Genomic DNA, 23,425 nt, shown 5'->3' with positions numbered 1-23,425 from the left:
AACAGTGTAACAAAACACTATTTAAAGATACTAAACCTACATTGTATTCCACTAGATAATCCGAATACTCATTATTCTTAACCATTTCCCCCCTTTACTGTAATATTTAATTTTACCTATTTTTATAATTTTTGGAAATATGACCAAATATAATGTGCGGCATTATATATAAAACGATTGATATTAAAGTGCTAAAAATTGTTTACCTGTACTTGATATTACAGAGTAAGGTGGCATTTTATTCAGATGCCCTTTTTCAACTAACGGGAGCTTTAGTTTAATAAATGGTGAACGTGTTGCAAAACGCATAACGAATGCATAAATGCACATAAAAAAATCCACCACCTTGGAAATCATATACAGTGACCAAAACCAACTACCAAGGGGTGGACACTATCATGTTTTCCAATTTAAACAACGAACATACATGGTCTGCCGAGGGAATCATTTTATCTCATGTGTTAACCACAGCGAATCGAAATGATGCGGCAGTGGCACCAGAATTACTTGTTTCTTTAAAGAAGTGGGATATCGAATTGGTATTGGGCGATGCCGCGTATGACAGCGAAAAGGTTCGCCAAACAGCTGAGCAGTCAGGAATCCTATTCAATTTCCCCTATCAACCGCCGCAATAGCAAGGAACGGAAAGATGCCTATGGCCGGGTTTTTCCTGTCTTGTTGAAAACGAGGTTTGGCCAATGGCTGTTTGGGCTTCGCCGCAGGATTGAACGGGTATTTAATGAGTTAAAAAGTGATGGGGTGGAACAGCCGCAATGGTATGGATTTCATCGATATTTGCTGCATGTGTTATGCTGCATCCTTATGCATAACTTGAGTTTTTACTTTAGTTTTGCAACACCATCTGTTATTAATATAGTTATTAATATAGTTCACGGCCTACTTCATGCTCATGCCAGTATTTTACTACACAAAAAAGCATCGTTTCAATGCATGAGTAAACGCTTATGTCATGAAAACCTTTAAACAACTCTGAAAGCTTATACACATCTTCTCATTAGAAGAAAATGATCAAATCACACTTGAAACATTTTCTGCAATAATAATGAGCGAGTGGAATTAATAAGTGAAAAAATGCAAATACAGAAGAATGACTCAAGGCTCACGTTTAGAAAAAAACGAGAGCCTTGAATCTTTTAATTAATTTCCCTAAAAAAGTCATATATCATTCAATCTTTCTTCAAGAAAATCGCCCGATTGTTGAAGCTTGCTTTTCATCTCATACTCATATACTGTGGGCTATGTAAAGTGCAAAAATGTATCTCATAGCATCAAAAACATTTCCTTATTTTTTCCTTCAAAGATCTCTCACTTTTCGAAATAGATGTTTTACAAAAATTTTAATCACAGTTTATTCAAACGAAACTTTTTTTATCATTCACCGTAAATGAAATTGAATGGATAATTTTCCAACTTAAAGGAGAGAACAGTATGGAAGTACAGTATCAACAAATCTCACCTAGAGCGATGAAGGTACGCAATTTAAACGAACTTATTACATCACTCATTGCCCTTGTCGTTATAACTGGACTTTATTTTTGCACAGATTATTTTAACTGGTGGAGCTGGCTACGGTATGTTTGGATCGCCCTGTTTGTCATTACTATAATTGGTATTCCGTGGACCTATTTTGTAAGTTCACCGATATACTATAAAACTTTTCGATACGGGTTAACGGATGATTTTTTATACATTAAAAGCGGGATTTGGACAAAAGTGGAAGTTGTAGTGCCGATGACGAAAATACAATCAATTGAATTGACTCAAGGCATCATTATGCGAAAATATGGTGTCCGCTCAATTGAAATTAAAACTATGCAAGGTGGCGTTACCATTCCACATATTGAGGAAGAAGTTGCTATAAAGCTCCGCGATGATATTTCGAAGCTTGCCCGTTTAAAGGAGCTTGATGAAGTATGACGTTTCGCTATTCCAAGCTAAAAATATTCTATGACCTGCTAGACCTTATCAAAAGCAATCTGTTTATACTTTTCATTTTATTCCTAAATTCGGGTAGTAATTCTATGTTCATGAATATTGTGCAATGGGGTGCGATTGCGGTTTTCGGATTCAGTTTCCTGTTTCGCATCTATGAGACATTATTTACTAAAGTTGTATTTGCCGAAGATGGCATTCATATACATAAGGGCCTATTTTCTAAATCAGAGCAATTTATACCGCGTGAAAAATTTGAGAATGTGCAAACGAAGGCAAATGTTTTGCAACGATTATTTGGCGTACAATCGATCACAATGGAAACAGGAGAAGCAACTAGCGATGTGACATTGGAATTTGTAAATAAAGTGGATTGCATCAAGATAGAGGATTATGTTTTACGAAATGGGAATCAAGAGCAGCATGCTGAGGAAGCCATCAATGAATCTGAACGTCAAATTCTTTTCACCACTACCATTCGTGATATTTTGAAAGCTTCCCTATTGTCCTTCAGTTTTTTAGCCATCATTCCTATTGGCTTAAATATATGGTCAGATGTACATCCAGAGAAATACATTAATGTAGACAAGGTTATGTCTCATCTTTCAGGATGGCTGCTCATCTTGCTAGTCTTACTTGCCGTATTAGCAGCTGTCGGTATCGGCGTCTTTAAAACGTTTAATAGCTACTATCAATATACCATTTCAATGGACAATGAACGCATTTATGTACAAAAAGGCTGGCTTTCTAAGCAAAGCTTTTCCATTCGCAAAGACAAAGTACAAGCGGTCATTTACAAACAAAACGGCTATCAAAAGTTGCTCGGTGTGACAACAATTAAACTTATTTCAGCAGGGGAAATTTTGCCAGGTGAGGACCAAAACATTAATGAATTTTTCCCGTACTTACCAACGGAAAAAGCACATGAATTAATAGCAATCATGCTGCCAGAATTTCAACTGCGTAGCATGACACATTATGCATCCCCTAAGGCAAAAAAGTTGATTTGGCTTCGACCACCAATTTTTGCAAGCCTCGTTGCTGCCACTGGATTTTGGAAACCCATTTTCTTTGTTTTTGGTGCGATTGTGTTGGTGTTTACTTATATCAATCGTATTCGAGAATACCGTAATACAGCGTTTAAGTTAGAAGATGCGCATGTACAGCTTCGCTCAGGTGCCTTTACAGTAGAAACACTCGTAACGAAACGGGCAAAGTTGCTTGAATTGCAATTTGAGCGTTCTTTGCTACAGCGAATTTTTGATGTCATGAGTGTAAAACTAACAAATCGTGCACACCCGGTTCACGTAACAACGTTATTAGATATCGATTCTTCTCTACAGCCGTTGATCACATCTTGGTTTGAAGCGCGCACAAAAGATGTGGAGATTGATCCACATTCACAGTACGATTCTTTAAAGCAAGATGCTTGTCCGATTCCTTCTTACGTTGAAGTTAATAGCAAATAAATAGCATGCCAGCAGCATATTCAATTATGCTGCTTTATTTATGAAAAAACATAATTTATATTTATTTTAATAAGAAAGCGGCTAATCAAATCGATGCCCCGTTATCAAAATCAAACTAAAAATGCTTCGGCACCAAAATGGCACCAAATATAATTTGGACACCATTTTGAGTGCCCTGCTATAAAAAGCAAAAAGCTTGAAACCCTTGATACACAAGGATTTCAAGCCTCTCGCTCTAGTGATTCCGACTGGGCTCGAACCAGCGACCTCCACCCTGTCAAGGTGGAATTTATTATTTTTATATGATTTTAAGTAGTTTTATCTAACCTTAAAAAACCTTATTAAATCAATATTTTATTGATACTCATAGAAATTAAATTCTTATTTGATTATATCATTTTTTATCTTTTTTCACCTATTCCTCCGCCAAAATCCACACCAAATCCTCCAATTAATACGAAAAGCAAATAAAAAACGAGACTGTACATCATCCAACCTCGTTTGTACCATTTAACCATTTAAGAAACACAGTTTTGCTTACTCTTAATTGTCTTCCAATTTTAACAACATGAAACTGCCCGCTATTGAGTAATTCATATGCATTTGTTATACCAATTTGCAGGATCTCCTTGATGTCTTCTGCAGTTAAAGTAATTGGCAATTCATCTTCATTTTTATACATACAATCTACCTCCATTCGGAGGTCAGACGTATTTTAATTAGTGTTTTAAATAAAGTGTTCTAATCGATGTTTCCAGTAAAGGATGTTGATTAGTGTCTTGAATTAAAGTGTTTTGATTGTTTTTCTTATTGCTGACCTTCTTCGTTTTTTTTTTGCAAATATTAATTATTTACTGTAGATGAGCAAATTCGCTAACATAAATTTACAACCAAACAAAAAAAGAGACATGAACCCGATTCCTTGATTAGAATAGATGTGTCACCAAAACTATTCACAAGGAGGTTCATGTCTCATGAATAGTAACGGGCGCTTGGCCCGGCAATGCGGACACTGTGTCAGAAGAGGGAAGTCGTTTTCTTTTCCACGCTCTGCATACGTTTGGACGTCAATGCCAAAGTCATGAAATTGAATCACGTCCTCCTCCCCCTCCTCTGAACCGATGGATTTTCTCTTCCGAAATAATTCACAAAAAATTTAGCACATTCTTTCAGAAAAGGGGAGAGGGCTTTCTGAAGGAATGTGCAAAAAAATGGCTCTTTTGTTCCGAAATAAAGTGATAATTTACAGTAATTGCTGCGCCGTAATTTTCTCTTTCATGAGTACTTGCTTGACGGCTAATTTCACTTTAGCGTAGACATCTCGACGGTGAGGACTCGTCCAGTCTACGGCTAATTGTTTCTTTAATGCTTTGACAACCTTATGGATTAAATTAGAAACCTAAAAATAAAATGGATACATTTCTTTCCAAAACAAGAGTGGCTCTAAGAGATAGACCCTCTTGTTTTTCTTTTAAGTGTTTTAATTTTTTAGCATCTAGAACAAAATCAGTCCTCCGTATCACTATTATTTGTGATATGGTTCGCTAAATTTAGTAAGTATAAATATTATTTTGATAAAAACGGATCATTTTCAAAATTTCCGGTTACTAAATTGCGTAATTCCATTAAGTTATCGGCAAAAGTAAATTTTTCTTTATTTTTTGATACAGATACCGAGTGTTGTTCAGCGTAATACACTGTTTCTAAATAATAACCTCCATTTTTTTCATCTTCTAAAACGAAATCATTTTCCATTAAATAGTTTAAATGTTGACTATTTAACCATAAATAATCATGTATTGTAATGTCACTATATTCACTCAAATCCATTTTATAACCTTCTATTTTACCGTAAAAGTAACAATTCCAATCAGTCCACTCCACTGGGTCATAAAAATATGAATTATATGTTTTTACACCACTTACATAATATAAAATTAGTACTGAATCACTTTTTTTAATTAGATTATTAAAGTCTTCTTTCTTAATATAGAAACGTACTACCGTTTCTTTATTTGGATTCTCTGACGGAGGTAAGATCACTCTGCTTTTTACTTGAATATAAAAATCTTTTTGAGGCTCTTCTTCCTTATACGTTTGTATCATTTTATTTGTAACGTGAATATCAAAACCAAAATCAATTGGTAATTTGTATGCCTCAAAACCAAGTAAAAAAAACTTACTAATTACTTGATATTCAATACCCATCCCCAGATAATACCTATATTTTTCTGTGTTAAACCCCATATAATATCACCTGATTAATATATTTTCGGCATTATTATACTTCATTCGAAAGCGTAATAATTATATTTTGGTCTAAAATATCTATGTTAAGTACAGATTGATTTTCCGACACATGCAAACCGTTTCGATCATTCTTTCAGTCGACTCAAACATTTTGATTATGTCGATTTTTCAGTGTGAACTTATATAGATGTCTGCTTTAATTATAAAATATTTGTTTTTGGTAATAAACGGTAATAGAATCAATTTTATTGCAGTTGTTTTCTCTTTGAAAAACTTATTCTTCTTCAAAGTTTAAAAGGTATGTGTCATCGATTATATAAGGTAGTGGCTTTTTTATCTCACTAGCAGATTTACCGTCAGAATATAAATTAACTACAATAATGTAAATTTCTTTGTCCCCTAATTTTACTGATTTTATTGGGCTATCGTCATTTTTTTCGAAAGATAAATCTCTTTTATCCAGATTATATATTAAAAGATAACCCGTAGGCTTACCGTAATCTATTGCATAACGGTATGCTTGTACCAATCCTTTTCTGATGTATGCCTTATCATAACCTTTTTCTAAATTAAATAGTTTCACCTCTAGAACCATTGGATCATTGGTTTCAATTAAACCAACTAAATCAGAACGTCCGCTAGGTGAATGTGGTGTTGAAAATGGATAATCAATTCCTTGGTTATGCAAATACTCCTGTAAGTCTAAGGTTAAATTTTCTTCACCGCGTTTTGTATCACTTTCATAAATAGAGAAAAGTCTATCTTTATGAAACCATTCAGTACGGTGCTTATACCTTAATAATAAGTATAAAATTGTACTACCATCTTCAATTTGTTCACAGATATATTCATATAAAGGTTTGAAATATTGTTGTGCAATCACGCGACAACGATCATCAATACTTCTGCTTGGTGTGATATTTAAGAAAAGGGTGTCTAAAACACTTAACTTATTTTCTGAAAAAAGTTTCATTAACGAGTAACATAAAGCAATTTTTTGAATATAGTCGTTCGGATACTCTATAAAGCGTCTATGTCTTCTTTCGTCACCTTTTAAATAGGATTCAATGTCAAAATTTAGTTTTTCTATCTCATGAATAATGGCACTAAGTAAAGAATTGGATTTTATAAAATCTAGAAAAATCTTAATTTCTGAATAGAAATTTTCTTCCCGTGCATATAACACACTATTGGCTCTATTACTCAATTTGAATTTTATATTTTCTAAAACTGGATTCATCTTATTTTTCACCCCACTGAACTATCCTTTGTGATATTGTTACCAGTCATTTTGTCTTATTCTCTTATCCATCAATATTGCAAACAAATAGGACGGAGCCTGCAAGTGCTGTACAGGTACAGTATTTTCTAATGGTACATATTTCAGCGCTTCTTTAAAGGTGTTTTTTGATATTGAGCGATTAGTTCTGCTCAACTCAATAGTATTTCCCTTAACTTTGTACGTAAACTCTCCTCCACGGATTTGCTTAAAAACTTGCCCTTCACATCCCTTGATTCGTTCCCATACGGTTTCAATCATCCTATCCCCCCTACTAACAAAAAGTTTAAAAATATGTTGAGTTCATACTTTAATTATAACCTAATACCCAATTTCAGGAAATTTCAAACAAAAATATGAGCGTTCCATATACTCTCTGAGAATGCCAATGGTTGATAAAAAGTCCCCTCCATACCTCTACCTTTTTCTGCTAAAATAATTCTATACGCTTTAAGGGGGTTTTGTTATGCCAGTGTATAAAGATCACTCCATAAAGAAAAGAGAAAGTTGGTATTATGAATTTGTTTATAAGAAAAAAAGATACAAAAAAAGAGGTTTTGCTAGAAGAACTGATGCAGAAGCAGCGGAGAGACAGAAAAGATACGAATTGCAGCAAGGAATATCCATTCAAGAGTCAAAAATTACTGTAAAAGACTACTTTAAAGAGTGGTTGAGCAGAAGGCATAATCTTTCTCAAAATACGAAAAAACTTTATAAAACCTTTCTTAACAATCATTTAAATTTTTTTGAAAATGTACAACTAAACGATGTTACTCCTTTAATGGTTCAACGATTTATTGATAGCCTTCATCAGAGATATTCCAGCGGTTATGTAAAAAGAATTTACAGCATACTACGGAAAGGATTAAATGATGCTGTTAATTTGGAATTGATTCGACGAAATGTCGCCGATCAGATTGAAAAACCGCGTGAACAGAGAGAAAAACCAATTGAGGTATTTACAGTTGAAGAATTAAAAGAATTTATTAAGATAGCGGAAAAGACAACTCGCTATGCCATTGCCTTTAAAATTCTGGCTCATACCGGAATGCGGCGCGGAGAATTACTCGCTTTAACGTGGGACGATATTGATTTTGAAAGAAAAACAATCAGAATAAATAAAACACTTCTTAAACATCAACGAACGATTCAACACTCTACAAAAACGAAGCAATCTACAAGAGTCATTGCTATTAGCAACTATCTTGTGGAGGAATTGAAAAAACATAAACAAATACAAGAAATTGAAAAAGCAGAGAACGAAAACTATGAGGACAACAACTTAGTTATTTGCACAGTAAACGGAACAAGTGTGTATGTAGATAACTTAACACGGGCATTCCGAAATACTTATAAAAAGATGAAATTAGAAAAGGATATTACATTGCACTCATTAAGGCATACACATGCAACTTTGCTGTTACAACAAAATGTTCATATGAAGGTCGTTTCGGAACGGTTAGGACATGCGAGTATCAAAATGACAATGGATACTTACTCTCATTTGCTTCCAAGCATACAAGAAACAGCAGCCGAAAAATTCGAGCAATTGTTTGAGGAGGAATAAAGTTTTAAATCAATCACTCCAAAAATCACACCAAGTCACCAAAAACACCAAAAATAACGAATGACAACAGAAATAAAAAATCCCTTGAAGCCTTGTGGCTCAAGGGATTTCGCTCGATGATTCCGACTGGGCTCGAACCAGCGACCTCCACCCTGTCAAGGTGGCGCTCTCCCAGCTGAGCTACGGAATCATATTCTGTTGAACACATCTATTATTATATGGATATGCCTGATCTTTGTCAAATACTTTTTTAAAAAATTTTCATCTAGCGATTTTGGGTGTCAATCTCTATACAGCATTGTCGCGTACAGGCAATAGGGCAAGAACGATCATAAATCCCCGCTTTCAATACATCATTATGTTATTTAGCGCTCTATATTTATTCCTTTGATCACATGATTATATTATCAGCAGAGACATTTCATTTGACAGAATAAACGAAAAGGTATGCGCGAGGCAGCTTCTTTTGGCGCATACCTTTTTATTTTATCGTGCTGAAACAGTGGATGATGATGTTTCTTTGACATATGACAGTGCTTGCTCGAAATCAGCAATTAGATCGTCAGCGGCTTCAAGGCCGACACTAAGACGCAGCAAGCCGTCCGTGATGCCGCGCCGCTCCCGTTCTTCTTTCGGCATCGCCGCATGTGACATTTTGGCAGGATACGATAAAATCGATTCGACTGCTCCTAAGCTGACGGCAAATACAGGGATGCGAACATGCTTTACAAACGTCCGGACCGCTTCTTCATCGGCAAGGCGGAACGATAATACCGCGCCAAAGCCTGATGCTTGGTAGCGCTGAATCGCATGGCCCGGATGATACGTAAGCCCTGGATAATACACTTCTTCCACTTTTGGATGGTTTGCTAAATAACGGGCGATGGCAAGCGCGGATTGCGACGATTGTTCGAGGCGGACGTGCAGCGTCTTTAATCCGCGCAACACAAGCCATGCGTCTTGGACGCCGAGCACCGCTCCGAAAGAGTTTTGCAATTTGTACAGCTGTTTGGCAAGTTCCTCGTCTTTGACAACGGCAAGCCCGGCAACAACGTCGCTATGCCCCGATAAAAATTTCGTCGCGCTATGAAGGACGACATCGACACCAAGATCGAGCGGACGCTGCAGAGCGGGAGTCATAAACGTATTATCTAAAAACGTTAAACAGCCATTTGCCTTTGCAAGCTTCACAATCCCGCGAATATCGGTCACTTTTAAAAGCGGATTCGATGGGGTTTCAACGTAAATGACTTTTGTATTCGGGCGAATATGGGAAGCTACTTCATGCAAATCGGTCATATCAACGAACGTATATTCAATACCAAAGCGGCTCAATACCTCGGTAATCATTCGGTACGTACCGCCGTAAACGTCTTCCGTCACAAGCACATGATCGCCTTTGGACAAGAGGAGAAAAGCGGTGGAAATCGCCGCCATTCCGGATGAGAAGGCGAAACCGCGCACCCCGCCTTCTAACGCCGCAATCGTCTCTTCCAACGCTTCGCGCGTCGGATTGCCTGAGCGGCTATAATCATATTTGCCGAATGTATCAAAATCAAATTGATGGAACGTGGAAGCGTGCTGAATCGGCACACTGACCGCTCCCGTTTGAGGATCCATTTTCCATTTATTATGGAGCAGTTTCGTTTGAAAAGATATGTGTTGTTCCATCTCCCTACACCTCTTTCATACTTTTTAACGCTTGCGATAAGTCAGAAATTAAATCTTCGACATGCTCGATGCCGACAGAGAAACGAAGCAGCCGGTTACAGACACCGTTGGCGATGCGGATTTCTTCTGGAATATCGGCATGGGTTTGCGTTGCTGGATACGTAATAAAACTTTCAACTCCACCTAAACTTTCGGCGAATGTAATTAATCGTAAACTTTGCAAAAAGCGGTTGACCCATTTTTCTTCGCGCAAACGAAACGATAACATGCCGCCTCTTCCCGGGTATAATACATCAGTAATATCTTCATGCGCCGCTAAAAATTCACTGATTCGCTTCGCGTTTTCTTCGTGCTGTCGCATCCGAAGCGCCAGCGTCTTCATGCCGCGAATAAGCAGCCATGAATCAAACGGTGAAAGCACAGCGCCAATTGCGTTCTGATATTCCGCAAGCCGCTTGCAAAGTTCCTCCCCCTTCGCAACGACGAGACCTGCCAACACATCGTTATGGCCTCCTAAATATTTTGTTGCACTATGGATGACGATATCGGCTCCTTGCTCGATCGGACGCTGAAAAACTGGTGTGTAAAACGTGTTGTCGACAATGAGAAGCAGTCCATGTTTTTTCGCAAATTTTGCCACTTCAGCAATGTCCGTTTCCTGCATTAACGGGTTCGTCGGTGTTTCTAAAAAAATCGCTTTTGTTTTTTCAGTGATGTAGTTCTCTACTAATCGTATGTCGCGAAAATCTACATAATGAAAAGACAAGCCGTATTTTCGCCAGCCGCGTTCAAATAAACGATATGTACCTCCATATAAATCGGAGGAAACGAGAAATTCATCCCCGCTTTCAAATAACGCAAGAACCGTCTGAATGGCCGCCATGCCCGAGCTGAACGCGTAGCCTTGGTCTCCTCCTTCTAGCTTTGCGATCGCTTCCTCGACGATTTTCCGCGTCGGATTGCCGGTACGAATGTAGTCAAATCCGGTGGACTTCCCGATTCCTTCATGACGGTACGCGGTCGAAAAATAGACGGGCGGATTGACCGTTCCTGTGACCGTGTCACTGCGGTTTCCGATTTGCGCCAATAACGTTTCCATTTTCTCCATCTGTATCTCTCCCTCTTCTATAAAATAAAAAAAGTCTTCTAAGAAGAAGACTTTTCCATACGTCGATCAGTGCTTCTTCTTATCTGCCGAATTGAAAAAATTCAATTCGCTGGATTTAGCACCTGGCCAAACGTTTGGCTGGTTGCTGAAGCTTCATAGGGCCAGTTCCCTCCACTTCTCTTGATAAGAATGCATCCTTCACTATTCATTTTTTCTGATTACTAAAAAATGTACCTCATTTATCGTAAGTTTGCAAGAAATTTTTTAAATTTTTCAAATTGACACGTTGTTTTTATACGTTGGAAAAACTCCCGGCGCTTTTTTATGTAAATATTCATCATAATCTGCTGTGTTTGTTAACATGTTTTTACAAAAATATGGTACAATAACAGGTGAATCTGTTTTTGTTGGAGGATCCATCATGGCATTACAAAAAGGGACAATGCATGATTACACTATTTATAGCGATGAGCTGGATGAGGAAATAACGCTGCTTGCCTATTTGCCAAGTTCGTTTTCCCCGCTTCATAAGTATTCTCTTCTTATCGCTCAGGATGGGAAAGATTATTTTATGTACGGGAAAATAAAAAGCGTTATTGAACAACTGATGGAAAACGGCGAGATTGACCGCACCATTGTCATCGGAATTCCATATCGCGATGTTAAGGACCGCTATGAGAAATATCATCCAAACGGAAAGAAAAACAGCCGTTATTTGCGTTTTTTAGCACATGAGCTCGTTCCGTTTTTAGATCAAACGTTTCCTACGTACCAAATCGGAAAAGGACGCGCGCTCATCGGCGATTCCCTTGGCGGCACTGTATCACTAATGGCAGGATTATTGTATCCGCATACATTTGGAAAAATTGCGATGCAGTCGCCATATATCGATGAAGGAATCATCGAACAAATTTTACAATTTACAGAACCATCATTATTGCAAATTTACCATTCGGTGGGCACAAACGAAACAGCAGTGAAAACGACGGACGGAAATGTGCGCGATTTTATCACTCCAAATCGAAAGGCGCGTGAAGCGTTTATTCAAAAAGGATTTTTGTATGAATACAACGAATTTGATGGCGGTCATGCATGGACATATTGGCAGCCTGACGTTCCGCGTGCAATCGCGCATATCCTTTCTTTGTAAACACTACTATGCTCTTCGGAATTTTGTTATAATTAAGTACTACTTATCATAAGGAGGGGTTTTTATGAAATATGGTATTGCTTTATTTCCTTCGAAGCGAATACAAGATTTTGCCAATTCCTATAGAAAGCGTTACGACAGCCATTACGCCCTCATTCCGCCGCATTTAACCTTAAAAGAGCCTTTTGAAGCTGACGACCAGCAAATTAAAGAAATTGTAAAGGAACTGCGCAAAATCGCCGCTGAAACAGACGTCATTCCGTTAAAAGTGACAAAGTTTAGCTCATTTTATCCAACAAGCAATGTTATTTATTTAAAAGTGGAGCCGAACGAAACGCTCGAGCGTCTCCATGAACGGCTTCACAGCGGAATCCTTGCTGATAAGTCAGAATACGTATTTGTCCCTCATATTACCATCGGCCGTGATTTGCCAAACGCTGAATATGCTGATGTATACGGACAATTACGGATGCAAAAAGTTCATTTTGAAGAAACGGTTGACCGCTTCCACCTTCTATATCAACTGGAAAACGGCTCATGGACAGTATATGAAACATTTCTTGTTGGAGGAAAGGAACAAGAGTAATATGAACGTAGCAATCGGAACAAAAAATGATACATCTTTATACAACGATGCCTTGCTTGTTCGACGAATCGTATTTATCGAAGAGCAGCATGTTCCGGAAGAAGAAGAAATTGATGAATTTGAGCAAGAAGCGATGCATTTTGTTTTGTACGATGGGGAAAAACCGATTGGTGCCGGCAGGTTTCGCACGATCGATAACGGTCTAGGCAAGATCGAACGAATTTGCGTTTTGCCGCAATATCGCGGCAGTGGGGCAGGAAAGCTGATTATGGAAGCGATTGAGCAGTTTGCAAAAAAACAAGGTGTCCCAAAAGTAAAACTGAACGCGCAAACACATGCGGAGCCATTTTATCAAAAACTTGGATATCAAACCGTTTCCGATGTGTTTATGGATGCTGGAATCCCTCATGTAACGATGGTAAAATCCCTTTAAGACCGTATCAAACGATGGTACGGTCTCTGCTCATTTTCTGCAATCCATAAAGAATAGTTGCGTACACTGTTGTTACATAAGCGGTTATGCTGTACGTATAGCAGCCAAGAGAAAATACAATTTCATTTCCAATTCATACATAAGCCGTTCGTGACTTAGTCAATCATTTTCACGCCATATCATATTTTGCTGCACTAGTTTTTTTATATCTTCTGTATATTGTCCATGCCCTACAACAGCACGCTTCATTCGGAATGAAAGCAATCATTGTAACGTCTATTCCTTTGCGCATATTTTATTTCCTTTGTTTACTATTTATATTATAGATTTTCAAGACCGTCTTTTTGTAATTGATTCGCTTTAGTTGCCAATATTCATTTTTTCCTAAGGAATATAAAGAACAAAAGGGAGCTTCGATTCCGAAGACTCCCTTTTGCTTACTTTTTGTTATTCAACATGTTAGCAATCGTACTAAAATCAAGCTGTTTTCCGTTTTGAATGATCGTTTTGACGATTTGGTCTTCTAGCTCTTTTGGCACTTTCCGATTGGCGATTTGCGCGACGCGTTTGATGACGTGACGCACTGTTTTTTCGTCTTTAAAATTGGCATTTTGCAAAGAATTGGCTAATTCGAATACGTCTTTCATATTTACACCTGTTTTCTTTTCGATATTTTTAAAAAACTGATTATCCATTTACCAAATCCTCCTTTTCCTCTTATATCGTATGAATTGAAAACCAATAAGTGCATACATCAGAAAGAAAAAGTACGAGCTGCCCGTCGAATAGAACAGCCCGCACCCATTACATGACATTAGTATACAAACGCAGCACCGACAATAATTAACAAAATGAACAACACAACAATCAACACAAAGCTACTGCCATGGCCGAAACCGCCATAGCCAAAGCCTCCATAGCCGAAGCCTCCGTATCCTCCGAAACCGCAGCATCCAAAGCCCATAATGGTGCACCTCCTTACGCTTTGTTACTTTATCGTATTCATCATGCTTGCAACTGGTATAGGCGTATATGGAAATCTATTCCCCAAATATCCGAAACAGCTTCGAAAACTGGTTTTCTTTTTTCGAAAACCACTTGTTCATATAATCCAAGTTTCCTTGGACGCCTTTTAAAAATTGGTTATTTAACTTCTCAATTTCCTGTATTTTTTTATCGAAGTCTCTTCCCCACTGTTCAAACAACTTAATAAACTGCTCATGTCCCTCTTTTTTAGAATTCGCCCACGTTTCCAGCGCTTTTTCCAACTCGCGGCTCATCCTATCCCCTCCTTCCTTACCATTTGTTTATGCAATTTAGGGGACAATGTGCCAAAGCATATAAATTCTTTTTTTCCACAAAAATGTGATAAAGTATAAGCGGACACTACTTCATTCAAGGGGGAAATTCTATTGAAAGAGCTCCAAACGACAGAACAATTCCAAGAGGTCATTTCGGGGGAAAAACCGGTAATTGTAAAGTTTTATACAACATGGTGCCCAGATTGCACAAGAATGAACATGTTTATCGATGATATTGTTAGCGAATATTCGCAATACGATTGGTTCGAAATTAATCGCGACGATTTTCCAGAGCTTGCTGAAAAGTACCAAGTGATGGGCATTCCAAGTTTGCTCGTCTTCCGAAATGGGGAAAAAATTGCTCATCTCCATAGCGCCAATGCGAAAACACCAGAAGAAGTAAAAGAATTCTTGCAGTCATTAACCGTATAAATTTTTGCAAGCAAAAAAGCCGCTTGTCGGGTGAATATTCCCTAGCGGCTTTTTCCTACTTTGTATTTTGCGCTTTTGTTCAAAGAACAGAAACGCTTTTTAATTGCCGATGGCCGTCTTAGAAAAATTTTGCTTTCCAATACGTCTGTTAATACTCAATATCTTCATAATCTTTCGGCTGGTGGGTGACATTGTTTTCGTTGTACATAAATTCAATCGATATTTCTTCATCGGTGGTGCTTGCACGGCTGTTTTTCTTTAATTCCAGTTTAATTTCTTCGTCTGTCGTCCGAATACGTTTTTTTTCCATTTAGTATATGCCTCCTTTAGTTTCGTAAAAATGGCTCCACTTTTTGCAATAGTTTCTGCATTTTTTCAGCGTTTGTCTTATATAGTTCTTTTGCTTCCTTTGACTCTGTTTGCAAAGCGAATAATTCAAAGTCTGCCTGCACTTTTTTGATCGCCGCTAGCAGCAGCTTTTTCTCTTGCGGCTCAGGAATTTGGATTTTATCGTCATACAAGTCGAGTGTCAGCTGACCGTAAGAGTCTACTTGGCCTAAAAACACATTCTCGATCGCCACCCCTTGTTTATCCAATTCCTGTTTTAGCCAGCCGCGGTTCAGCCCCATCGTCGCAAGCGGCTCATCTAAAATCATGCCGTCCATAATTACTGTTTGCGGCTCCTTTTCTGACGGAGGGTTTGGAAATACGTCCCCAACGGTTAACGGCTGTTTTTCCCGTTTCAATAACACGTTTAACTCGCCGTTCGGCTCAAGCACCGCAAATTCCACATCTGCCACACGAAACACATCTTTTTTGCGAAGCTGCTCGAGCAATTCATCGGCGGTATATTTTTCCCGTTTTAAATTATCTTCTAACACTTTGCCGTTTTTAATAAAGACCGTCGAATTGCCTTCAACGAAGTTGCGGAATTTTTTATTTCGCAGTGAAAGACGGGAAGTAGCTACCGGGAATAACGCCCAAATTAAAATACTTGTAATTCCTTCCTCCAGACTAATACTTAAATCCATTGACATTGTTCCCGCAATGTCGCCAATGGTAATGCCGACGATATACTCAAAAAACGAAAGTTTTGCTAATTGTTTTTTTCCTAATATCCGTGTAATGATAAACAACCCAATTATAATAAAAACCGAACGAATTGCTACTTCTAACCATACTGGCATCGATCATGCTCCTTACTTTCCATGATATTGAGGCTCCTCCAATTCCAGCTTGCCGATACGCTTTTTTATATCTGCAATAATTTCCTCTGTCATCATCATCGCCTCATGGAACGTTCTCTGCGCCTCTTCATCTTGTGAAATGAGAGCAAGCCCTTGCAGTCCGGCATGAATGCTCTTTAAGCTCGCTAGACTTTGTTTTACTTGCGAGGCAACGGTCATCGCTTTTCCTCCTTATCCTTTTGGTCGGAATAATAGTGCACCGATAAATCCAAATACAATTGCTGCCGAAATACCAGAACTTGTGACTTCAAACATTCCCGTCAGCACTCCAATAATGCCATGTCTGTCCGCCTCTTGAAGCGCCCCATGAACTAGCGAATTCCCAAAACTGGTAATCGGAATTGTTGCACCAGCGCCAGCAAAATCAATGAGCGGCTCATATAAACCGAAACCATCTAAAATGGCGCCAACGACAACCAGCGATGTCAACGTATGGGCAGGAGTCAGTTTGAACACATCCATCAAAATTTGTCCAATAACACAAATAAGCCCACCGACAACAAACGCCCAAAAAAACATCGACATCATGATTCATCACCTCCATACTCAATCGCCACCGCGTGAGCAATGCAAGGAATCGTTTCGTTTTGCTGGAACGAAAGCGGCGATAGAAGGGCGCCGGTTGCAACGACGAGAATTCTTTTCAGCTCTCCTCGTTTCATTCGGTTTAACAAATGCCCGTATACGACAGTGGCAGAACAACCAGCACCGCTCGCTCCCGCTAATACGGGCTGACCTTCTCGGTAAATAATCAATCCACAGTCTTGATAGCGATCTTCCTCTACATTCACTCCGTGTTGACGCAATAAATCGAACGATATTTCATGTCCGATCTTTCCTAAATCCCCGGTGACGATCAAGTCATAGTAAGAGGCATCAATTTGCATATCGCGCAAATGTGCTTCGATCGTATCTACTGCCGCAGGTGCCATCGCTCCACCCATATTGAACGGATCGCTCAATCCCATATCAATGACCCGGCCGATCGTCGCTGATGTAACACGCGGTCCATCGCCGTGAGAGCTGATAAGCGCTACACCTGCCCCGGTGACTGTCCATTGGGCGGTTGGCGGCTTTTGCCCACCGTATTCCGTTGGATAACGGAATTGCTTCTCTACCGCCGCATTATGACTTGACGCACCTGTCAATATATAGTCTGCCCCACCGTAATTCACAATAAAAGCACTTAACGCCAATCCTTCCATCGAAGTAGAGCAGGCGCCAAACACCCCTAAGTATGGAGCGCCAATCGTTCTTGCCGCAAAACTAGTCGGGGTCATCTGGTTAATAAGATCTCCGGCAATTAGAAACTGCACTTTCTCTTTTTCTATTCCCGCTTTTTCCATCGCTTTGAACATCGCTTCTTCCAGCAGCACTTTGTGCGCCTTTTCATACGATTCCTCACCGAGCCACAAATCTTCATGAAGCAGATCGAAATCGTCGGCGATGCGGCCGTTTGCTTCGAACGGCCCTCCAACAGCCGCCGTTGACAAAATAGTCGGTTTGTTTTCAAATACCCATGTCCGATGCCCTTTTAGCATTATAAACCACCCCATTTCGTTGCGATCGTTTTCACTAATGCAACGACAAAGGCGGAAAACGTACCAAATAAAATAACCGACCCTGCCAGCTTAAACATGTTCGAGCCGACCCCAAGCACAAATCCTTCCGTCCGATGCTCAATCGCTGCCGAAATAACGGCATTCCCAAAGCCTGTAACAGGAACAGCGCTGCCAGCCCCAGCAAATTGCGCAATCCGGTCATACACTCCAAGTCCGGTTAAAATCATCGAAATAAATACCATCGTTGCTACGGTCGGATTTCCCACCGTTTGCTCCGTAAAATCAAAAAAGTACATGTAAAGATACGATATCGCTTGCCCAATGGTACAAATTAGCCCGCCAATAAGGAAAGCGCGAACACAGTTTTTCAAGACAGGGCGTTTCGTTTCTCGTTCTTTCTCAAATAAATGATATTCTTGTTGTACGGGAGTAAGTTTTTTTCGTTTCTCGTTTGCCATGGTGCCACCCCTTACGTGAGCTCTTCGCTTAATTGTTTGATCTTTTCTATTTGTTGATCCACTTTCCGTTCATTCCATTTTTTATTTCCTAATTTGCCACGCAGCTCTTCTGTTTTCCAAAAAATTTTTAAATCACTCGATGAAACAATTTGATAATTTGGAAATAAACGTATTAACTGACGATCAATTTCTTTTTCGATTTGTTTGCGATAAAATCGATGCATATGCTTTATTTGATAAGCAACGAGCAGTTTATTGCTTGTGTTTACAGCAACGACATCTTTTATATCATCTCTTTCCTTAAGATGCGCAACTGCTTGTTCTGCCGCTTGCTGATTGATGGTAGCCTGTTGCGCTCCATTTGTATTTATTTCCATGAAATCAGATCCTTGCATCGACTGCTGTTTTACTTTGTTTTCATTCGCACAGCCGCCCATTAATATGCCGATAACAATCGTCATCATCAACCATTTTCTCATTCTCATCAACCCATCCATTTATGTATTTCGTTCGAAAAAAGGTTGGTATATAACCAACCTTTTTTCAACATCTTTGGAAACTCGATCTCGCTGCAAAATAGCATGTGTTATTGTTGTTTATATTGAGGCTCTTCGTTTTGAATTTCTTGCACGCGAGAGTTGACTAAATCAACGATCGCTTGTGTTTGTTGCGCTGCTTGTTGATAAAGTTGTTTTGCTGCTTGGTTTTCCGTTTGTAATGCAAATGTTTCGAAACTTGCTTGAGCTGATTTTAAACCTGCTAATGTTTGTTTTACTTGAGTTGCAACAGTCATGTTTATTCCCTCCCTAATATTGCGGTAGTATCGATTACAATTGTTAGAATGGATTTTTTTGCAGAAAAATATAATTGTCATTTTTTACAAAAAATTAGGCTGTCCATAGAACCGGACAGCCTTTTCTTTATACTTATTTTTCTTCCTTCACTTTGTCAGAAAAACCGCGGCCAAGAGATGGGTTGTTAATAATCCCTGCGATGACGAGAATGCTTAAAAATGCTTCATACAGACGCTCGTACTTCCCTAAATCGATATCGATGCCAAATGTTTGCAGCGCCAAAAAGATAAAAGAACCGATGGCAAGCCAAAGACCATAGTTTTTAAAGCGTTCCACTTACGCTTCCCCCATCCATTTTCACCAAATGCTTAAATCCAGGAAAAAGGTCTTCTTTCCTCTTCATGATCATCATGCTTATGATCATCACGCGGTGATTCTTCATGAACATCTTCAATTGCTTCTACATCTTCGCGATGCGGAAATAACCACGGATCGCGAATGCGTCCTTTTGGAACTATTATCACATCGTCAGCATGAATAATTAGCTTATCGACATGGATAACACGAGATTTTTTACGACCAGACATCCCCATTCCTCCTTCCTGTCGACTTGTTGCATTGTTAGACTATGCAACTAGGCAGATGAAGGTATAGGCATTTTTCACAGTTTATCCATTATTTCTTTTTATTGTTCTGCCGCAGCCACATCCTCCTGCCCGCTTCGCAGCCGTCTTTTTGGAAGAATACACTCGTTTTGCCTTAATTTGCTGTGGTTGAATTCCTTTTTTCATCGCTATAACCTCCAAGCTGTGTAGTGTATTATTAGTTTATGTGGTGCGGAAAAAATATGTTTCTCCTTTTTCATCACGTTTTGATGTTTCGGATATAATTGGCATTGGCCAAAAAACTGTTGTCGAAAATCCCGTAAACATTCCATGATGTTGCAATGATTTCTTGCTTTGCGCGTATTAATCAATACTTTATCATAGATACAAGAAAACGAGCGGGAGACCTTTCTTTCCCCCGCTCGTTTTTATGAATCCCATTTTTCCACTGCCCATTCGATGAAAGAGGCGCCCCCAGCAATCGCCAATATCATAAGGAGTGGATGAAATATAATAGGACAGAATATGTTGCCGATATAAAGAATAGCAGCACACCAAATTCCTGTACACCAATAGCAGCTCAGCAGTTCCCCGATCCAATGGCACAGACCGCTTCCTTTAATATGCAAAAATGATTGTACCGTTCCATCTGGTAATGTTTCTTCCACAATTTCATGAAACGGCTTCCGTAAAAAAGCAGTAATCGAATCATACATGATCAATCTCGTTAACCGAAATGTCCCTAAAATAAAAAGAAAAAGTTCAGTAGCGGTCACGATGTTCTTCTTCTCCCTTCTCAGAAAAACCAATTAACGTAAGGGAAACGACCTCCTTTCTTGGAATCGCAACCTCTCCGAAAGCAGTATCCATGATAATTTCCGTTTTATCATATTCACGGATGATTCCTTCTCTTTCTCCGTCCGTACTAACGAGCTTGCATTTTATATTGGCAAGATGCTCTGGGAGATTGCCTAAAAAGGACAGCTGTTCCTCTAGCGACATTTGTTGAAACTGCTTTTCTTGCTCTTGGACAATTTCTTCATGTCCCCATTCGTTCTCATGCTCCGTTTTTTTCTCGACATCCTTTTTGCTTTTAAACGTTTTCTGCATGTAAGAAACCACACGCTCCAGCTTCGGCTGCACGATATAAAGAAGCGGCTCATTTTCCACCATATCCCGCCGTTTCATCGATAGTCCCCTCCTTTTTCAACTGTTGCCTTATATATGTATGCTGTTTATCATAAGAATTGCCAAGAAGTTACCCAAAAAAAACAAGCTGCTCCTTTTCTAGGAACAGCTAATCCGATTTATATAACGTTTTTTCGATCGCTATCACCATTGCTGGATGGGAATGATCGATGATCCGGCTCTAATTTTTCATTTTAATACCCTAAAATATGGTACCCAGAATCGACGTGGATAATTTCCCCCGTAATGCCGCGTGACAAATCGCTAAATAAAAATAGTGCCGCATCGCCAACTTCTTCTTGCGTCGTCGTGCGACGAAGCGGAGCGCGTTCTTCGATTTGTTTTAAAATCGAGTTGAAGTCGCTAACCCCTTTTGCCGATAACGTCCGAATCGGTCCTGCTGAAATGGCATTGACACGGATGCCGTATTTTCCTAAATCGTTTGCTAAATATTTTACACTTGCATCAAGCGATGCTTTTGCTACACCCATAATGTTATAATTTTGTACCACACGTTCACCGCCAAGGTATGTTAATGTGACGATGCTTCCGCCTTCGGTCATCAACTCTTTCGCTTCCCTAGCAACAGCGGTTAATGAATAAGCGCTGATGTTATGGGCAAGCAAAAATCCTTCGCGGCTTACATTCATATATTCTCCGCTTAAATCTTCTTTGTTTGCATATGCAATACAGTGGGCAACCCCATGAATGACGCCAACTTGCTCCTTAATTTGTTGGAAGCATTGGGTAATTTCTTCATCTTTTGTCACATCACATGGCAAAAGAAGAGAGTTTTCATCCTCCAGCGTATCAACAAGAGAGCGAACCTCTTTTTCAAAACGTTCCCCAGCGTATGTAAACACAAGACGAGCCCCCGCTGCGTGCAAAGACCGCGCAATTCCCCATGCAATACTGCGTTTATTCGCCACTCCCATAACCACATATGTACGTCCTTTTAACGATAAATTCATCCGTCATCCTCCTATATCCATTAAAATTAATATTTGTTATTAGTACCTAGTGTTAATTTTATTATATGATAAGTCTCACAGAAAGTAAATGAGTCAAAACTCTTTGCAAAAATATCGTAATTCGTTAATATGGTATATGGTATGTTTTTATCATGATGGAGAGGGTCATAATATGGAACAAGATCGGCTATCACAACCAAAGCTTGATTATAATTTGTTGTTTATTTTGTTTTTAATGGCGATTGTTAGTGCGATCGCTATTCATAGCGCACAACCAACTTTGCCGGAAAAATTGCAGAATGTCAATTTTGCTTATAAACAATTGCAATGGTATGCGATTGGAGTTGTTGTTATCGCATTAACGATGATTATCGACTATGATCGTTTTTTCCAAATCGCGTGGTATTTATATGGATTTGGAATGCTGCTGTTATTGGGTCTTGAACTTAACGTTCCTGGAACAGTCACCATTAAAGGAGCAACAAGCTGGTACTCTCTTCCAGGCGGGAACTTTCAGCCATCTGAATTAATGAAAATTTTTATGATTATCGTTCTTAGCCGCATTATCATTAACCATCGCGAGAAATATCCGGAACCGACCATAAAAGATGACTTTAGGCTGCTTGGCAAAATCGCCTTAACTGTTTTGCCGCCATTAATATTGCTAATGAAGCAACCGGATTTAGGAATGTCGATGGTGTTTGTTGCCGTTACCGCATCACTTGTGCTCGTTTCTGGCATTCGCTGGCGCATCATTCTCGGAATTGTGTTTGCCGGATTGATGGCCGTCGCTATTCTTGTATTTATTTTCTTCCGATTCCCTGACTTTTTCCACAAATATATTTTAGAGGAATATCAGTTAAACCGTTTTTATGGATGGCTTGCTCCTTATGAATATTCCAATGAACAGGGCTTCCAGCTCATTCGTTCCCTGCTTGCGATTGGATCTGGAGAATTGTATGGAAAAGGATTTGGCAACATTCAAGTATACCTCCCGGAAGCACATACCGACTTCATTTTCGGAATCATCGCCGAACAGTTCGGGTTCATTGGTGCAAGTGTTGTCATTTCACTGTTTTTCCTTCTTATTTACCGCATGGTTCATATTGCTTTAGAAAGCAATGATTTATACGGAAGCTACTTATGCGCCGGGGTCATTGGAATGATTACATTCCAAGTATTTCAAAACGTTGGAATGACCATTGGACTTTTGCCAATCACCGGGCTTCCGCTTCCATTTATCAGTTATGGGGGAAGTTCGCTTGCGACTTATATGTTAGCCATTGGACTTGTTTTGAATGTCCATTCACGCACGAAAAAGTTTATGTTTTCTTCCGAAGAATAAAAAGCCGCATGATCAGCGGCTTTTTATTTTATAATAATCATGCGCATTCATTACTT

Annotated in this window: 32 protein-coding genes, 1 tRNA gene, 2 pseudogenes and 1 riboswitch; of the genes and pseudogenes, 9 read left to right on the top strand and 26 right to left on the bottom strand. The window is 39.1% G+C overall.

The annotated features are described in order from the left end of the window. Positions 1-431 precede the first annotated feature (431 nt). The 3 genes and pseudogenes from B9L23_RS21495 to B9L23_RS04780 form a co-directional block, all read left to right on the top strand. A pseudogene (locus tag B9L23_RS21495) lies at positions 432-840 on the top strand (transposase); the annotation flags it as partial. A gap of 609 nt (positions 841-1,449) precedes the next feature. Further along, complete coding sequence (locus B9L23_RS04785) at positions 1,450-1,938, top strand: PH domain-containing protein (RefSeq protein WP_062753712.1); 489 nt, start codon at positions 1,450-1,452, stop codon at positions 1,936-1,938. Continuing rightward, entirely contained in the window at positions 1,935-3,422 is a 1,488-nt protein-coding gene (locus B9L23_RS04780) for a PH domain-containing protein (protein WP_089096967.1), read from the top strand. The genes B9L23_RS04785 and B9L23_RS04780 overlap by 4 nt, the downstream gene beginning before the upstream one ends. A 487-nt stretch (positions 3,423-3,909) precedes the next feature. Here the strand turns inward: B9L23_RS04780 and B9L23_RS04775 are convergent, their stop codons facing one another. The 6 genes and pseudogenes from B9L23_RS04775 to B9L23_RS04755 form a co-directional block, all read right to left on the bottom strand. Then, on the bottom strand, positions 3,910-4,104 hold the full coding sequence (locus tag B9L23_RS04775; RefSeq protein ID WP_089096966.1) for a helix-turn-helix domain-containing protein: 195 nt from the start codon (positions 4,102-4,104) through the stop codon (positions 3,910-3,912). 300 nt (positions 4,105-4,404) lie between these two features. After that, positions 4,405-4,518, bottom strand: a pseudogene (locus B9L23_RS04770) (DUF6431 domain-containing protein); the annotation flags it as partial. A 147-nt stretch (positions 4,519-4,665) separates the two neighbouring features. After that, positions 4,666-4,809: a type I restriction enzyme endonuclease domain-containing protein gene (locus B9L23_RS19870; RefSeq protein ID WP_245842354.1), complete on the bottom strand. Its 144-nt coding sequence runs from the start codon at positions 4,807-4,809 to the stop codon at positions 4,666-4,668. A gap of 179 nt (positions 4,810-4,988) precedes the next feature. Beyond that, on the bottom strand, positions 4,989-5,669 hold the full coding sequence (locus B9L23_RS04765; RefSeq protein WP_042412333.1) for a hypothetical protein: 681 nt from the start codon (positions 5,667-5,669) through the stop codon (positions 4,989-4,991). 277 nt (positions 5,670-5,946) lie between these two features. Continuing rightward, complete coding sequence (locus B9L23_RS04760) at positions 5,947-6,912, bottom strand: hypothetical protein (protein WP_052510073.1); 966 nt, start codon at positions 6,910-6,912, stop codon at positions 5,947-5,949. A gap of 39 nt (positions 6,913-6,951) precedes the next feature. Beyond that, a complete protein-coding gene (locus B9L23_RS04755) occupies positions 6,952-7,212 on the bottom strand; it encodes a hypothetical protein (protein ID WP_042412337.1) in 261 nt (86 codons plus the stop codon). Positions 7,213-7,417: 205 nt separating this feature from the next. Here B9L23_RS04755 and B9L23_RS04750 point away from each other — a divergent pair, with 205 nt between their 5' ends. Beyond that, a complete protein-coding gene (locus B9L23_RS04750) occupies positions 7,418-8,518 on the top strand; it encodes a tyrosine-type recombinase/integrase (protein ID WP_042412340.1) in 1,101 nt (366 codons plus the stop codon). Positions 8,519-8,635: 117 nt separating this feature from the next. Here the strand turns inward: B9L23_RS04750 and B9L23_RS04745 are convergent. The 3 genes from B9L23_RS04745 to B9L23_RS04735 form a co-directional block, all read right to left on the bottom strand. Continuing rightward, a tRNA-Val gene (locus B9L23_RS04745) sits at positions 8,636-8,708 on the bottom strand. Between the two features lie 296 nt (positions 8,709-9,004). Beyond that, complete coding sequence (gene metC, locus B9L23_RS04740; RefSeq protein ID WP_081189628.1) at positions 9,005-10,189, bottom strand: cystathionine beta-lyase; 1,185 nt, start codon at positions 10,187-10,189, stop codon at positions 9,005-9,007. A 4-nt stretch (positions 10,190-10,193) separates the two neighbouring features. Continuing rightward, positions 10,194-11,297, bottom strand: a complete 1,104-nt coding sequence (locus B9L23_RS04735) for a methionine biosynthesis PLP-dependent protein (protein WP_012749486.1) — start codon at positions 11,295-11,297, stop codon at positions 10,194-10,196. A gap of 76 nt (positions 11,298-11,373) precedes the next feature. Beyond that, positions 11,374-11,487, bottom strand: a riboswitch (SAM riboswitch). A gap of 231 nt (positions 11,488-11,718) precedes the next feature. Here B9L23_RS04735 and B9L23_RS04730 point away from each other — a divergent pair. The 3 genes from B9L23_RS04730 (at position 11,719) to B9L23_RS04720 (ending at position 13,466) form a co-directional block, all read left to right on the top strand. Beyond that, positions 11,719-12,447: an alpha/beta hydrolase gene (locus B9L23_RS04730; protein ID WP_062679093.1), complete on the top strand. Its 729-nt coding sequence runs from the start codon at positions 11,719-11,721 to the stop codon at positions 12,445-12,447. A 64-nt stretch (positions 12,448-12,511) separates the two neighbouring features. Beyond that, positions 12,512-13,033, top strand: coding sequence for a YjcG family protein (locus B9L23_RS04725; RefSeq protein ID WP_089096965.1), 522 nt, complete (start codon positions 12,512-12,514; stop codon positions 13,031-13,033). A 1-nt stretch (position 13,034) separates the two neighbouring features. Then, positions 13,035-13,466 (top strand): GNAT family N-acetyltransferase, encoded by a 432-nt coding sequence (locus B9L23_RS04720; RefSeq protein ID WP_012749483.1) that lies wholly within the window; start codon positions 13,035-13,037, stop codon positions 13,464-13,466. Between the two features lie 437 nt (positions 13,467-13,903). On the opposite strand, the gene spoVIF is transcribed toward B9L23_RS04720, so the two are convergent. From spoVIF to B9L23_RS04705, 3 genes are all read right to left on the bottom strand, one after another. Continuing rightward, the gene (spoVIF, locus tag B9L23_RS04715) at positions 13,904-14,161 is read right to left on the bottom strand and encodes a sporulation-specific transcription regulator SpoVIF (RefSeq protein WP_012749482.1); all 258 of its coding nucleotides are present in this window, start codon (positions 14,159-14,161) and stop codon (positions 13,904-13,906) included. A gap of 119 nt (positions 14,162-14,280) precedes the next feature. Then, positions 14,281-14,430, bottom strand: a complete 150-nt coding sequence (locus B9L23_RS04710; protein ID WP_012749481.1) for a YjcZ family sporulation protein — start codon at positions 14,428-14,430, stop codon at positions 14,281-14,283. A gap of 76 nt (positions 14,431-14,506) precedes the next feature. Continuing rightward, a complete protein-coding gene (locus tag B9L23_RS04705) occupies positions 14,507-14,746 on the bottom strand; it encodes a hypothetical protein (protein ID WP_012749480.1) in 240 nt (79 codons plus the stop codon). 132 nt (positions 14,747-14,878) lie between these two features. Here B9L23_RS04705 and B9L23_RS04700 point away from each other — a divergent pair, with 132 nt between their 5' ends. After that, positions 14,879-15,199: a thioredoxin family protein gene (locus B9L23_RS04700; protein WP_012749479.1), complete on the top strand. Its 321-nt coding sequence runs from the start codon at positions 14,879-14,881 to the stop codon at positions 15,197-15,199. Between the two features lie 148 nt (positions 15,200-15,347). On the opposite strand, the gene B9L23_RS20290 is transcribed toward B9L23_RS04700, so the two are convergent. From B9L23_RS20290 to fabI, 14 genes are all read right to left on the bottom strand, one after another. Then, entirely contained in the window at positions 15,348-15,509 is a 162-nt protein-coding gene (locus B9L23_RS20290) for a hypothetical protein (protein WP_012749478.1), read from the bottom strand. A 16-nt stretch (positions 15,510-15,525) separates the two neighbouring features. Then, complete coding sequence (locus B9L23_RS04695) at positions 15,526-16,386, bottom strand: DUF421 domain-containing protein (protein ID WP_089096964.1); 861 nt, start codon at positions 16,384-16,386, stop codon at positions 15,526-15,528. A 12-nt stretch (positions 16,387-16,398) separates the two neighbouring features. Further along, positions 16,399-16,605 (bottom strand): DUF1657 domain-containing protein, encoded by a 207-nt coding sequence (locus B9L23_RS04690; protein WP_012749476.1) that lies wholly within the window; start codon positions 16,603-16,605, stop codon positions 16,399-16,401. Positions 16,606-16,617: 12 nt separating this feature from the next. Beyond that, positions 16,618-16,974, bottom strand: coding sequence for a stage V sporulation protein AE (spoVAE, locus tag B9L23_RS04685; RefSeq protein WP_089096963.1), 357 nt, complete (start codon positions 16,972-16,974; stop codon positions 16,618-16,620). Beyond that, positions 16,971-17,987 carry a stage V sporulation protein AD gene (spoVAD, locus tag B9L23_RS04680; RefSeq protein WP_062679096.1) on the bottom strand — a complete coding sequence of 339 codons (1,017 nt, stop codon included), beginning with the start codon at positions 17,985-17,987 and terminating at the stop codon, positions 16,971-16,973. Before spoVAD ends, spoVAE begins: the two co-directional genes overlap by 4 nt. Beyond that, on the bottom strand, positions 17,987-18,466 hold the full coding sequence (gene spoVAC / locus B9L23_RS04675) for a stage V sporulation protein AC (protein ID WP_062679097.1): 480 nt from the start codon (positions 18,464-18,466) through the stop codon (positions 17,987-17,989). The genes spoVAD and spoVAC overlap by 1 nt, the downstream gene beginning before the upstream one ends. A gap of 11 nt (positions 18,467-18,477) precedes the next feature. Continuing rightward, positions 18,478-18,945 (bottom strand): YhcN/YlaJ family sporulation lipoprotein, encoded by a 468-nt coding sequence (locus B9L23_RS04670; RefSeq protein WP_233131655.1) that lies wholly within the window; start codon positions 18,943-18,945, stop codon positions 18,478-18,480. A gap of 107 nt (positions 18,946-19,052) precedes the next feature. Continuing rightward, positions 19,053-19,259: a DUF1657 domain-containing protein gene (locus B9L23_RS04665; RefSeq protein WP_012749471.1), complete on the bottom strand. Its 207-nt coding sequence runs from the start codon at positions 19,257-19,259 to the stop codon at positions 19,053-19,055. Between the two features lie 133 nt (positions 19,260-19,392). Next, positions 19,393-19,596: a phage holin family protein gene (locus B9L23_RS04660; RefSeq protein ID WP_062753726.1), complete on the bottom strand. Its 204-nt coding sequence runs from the start codon at positions 19,594-19,596 to the stop codon at positions 19,393-19,395. A gap of 32 nt (positions 19,597-19,628) precedes the next feature. Next, positions 19,629-19,847 carry a hypothetical protein gene (locus tag B9L23_RS04655; RefSeq protein WP_012749469.1) on the bottom strand — a complete coding sequence of 73 codons (219 nt, stop codon included), beginning with the start codon at positions 19,845-19,847 and terminating at the stop codon, positions 19,629-19,631. An 81-nt stretch (positions 19,848-19,928) separates the two neighbouring features. Further along, on the bottom strand, positions 19,929-20,051 hold the full coding sequence (locus B9L23_RS21335; protein WP_012749468.1) for a hypothetical protein: 123 nt from the start codon (positions 20,049-20,051) through the stop codon (positions 19,929-19,931). Positions 20,052-20,293: 242 nt separating this feature from the next. Further along, positions 20,294-20,641 (bottom strand): DUF1360 domain-containing protein, encoded by a 348-nt coding sequence (locus B9L23_RS04650; RefSeq protein ID WP_089096962.1) that lies wholly within the window; start codon positions 20,639-20,641, stop codon positions 20,294-20,296. Continuing rightward, positions 20,628-21,053, bottom strand: coding sequence for a CotO family spore coat protein (locus B9L23_RS04645; RefSeq protein ID WP_012749466.1), 426 nt, complete (start codon positions 21,051-21,053; stop codon positions 20,628-20,630). Before B9L23_RS04645 ends, B9L23_RS04650 begins: the two co-directional genes overlap by 14 nt. Before the next feature lie 194 nt (positions 21,054-21,247). Beyond that, positions 21,248-22,024, bottom strand: coding sequence for an enoyl-ACP reductase FabI (gene fabI / locus B9L23_RS04640; protein WP_012749465.1), 777 nt, complete (start codon positions 22,022-22,024; stop codon positions 21,248-21,250). A 172-nt stretch (positions 22,025-22,196) separates the two neighbouring features. On the opposite strand from fabI, the gene B9L23_RS04635 reads away from it, so the two are divergent. After that, a complete protein-coding gene (locus tag B9L23_RS04635; protein WP_081189632.1) occupies positions 22,197-23,369 on the top strand; it encodes an FtsW/RodA/SpoVE family cell cycle protein in 1,173 nt (390 codons plus the stop codon). Positions 23,370-23,425: the final 56 nt, after the last annotated feature.

The sequence above is a fragment of the Parageobacillus galactosidasius genome (assembly GCF_002217735.1).
In the GTDB taxonomy this organism is placed as follows: domain Bacteria; phylum Bacillota; class Bacilli; order Bacillales; family Anoxybacillaceae; genus Parageobacillus_B; species Parageobacillus_B toebii.
Note: the sequence above shows the minus strand (reverse complement) of the source record. Positions and strands in the feature narration are given on the sequence as shown.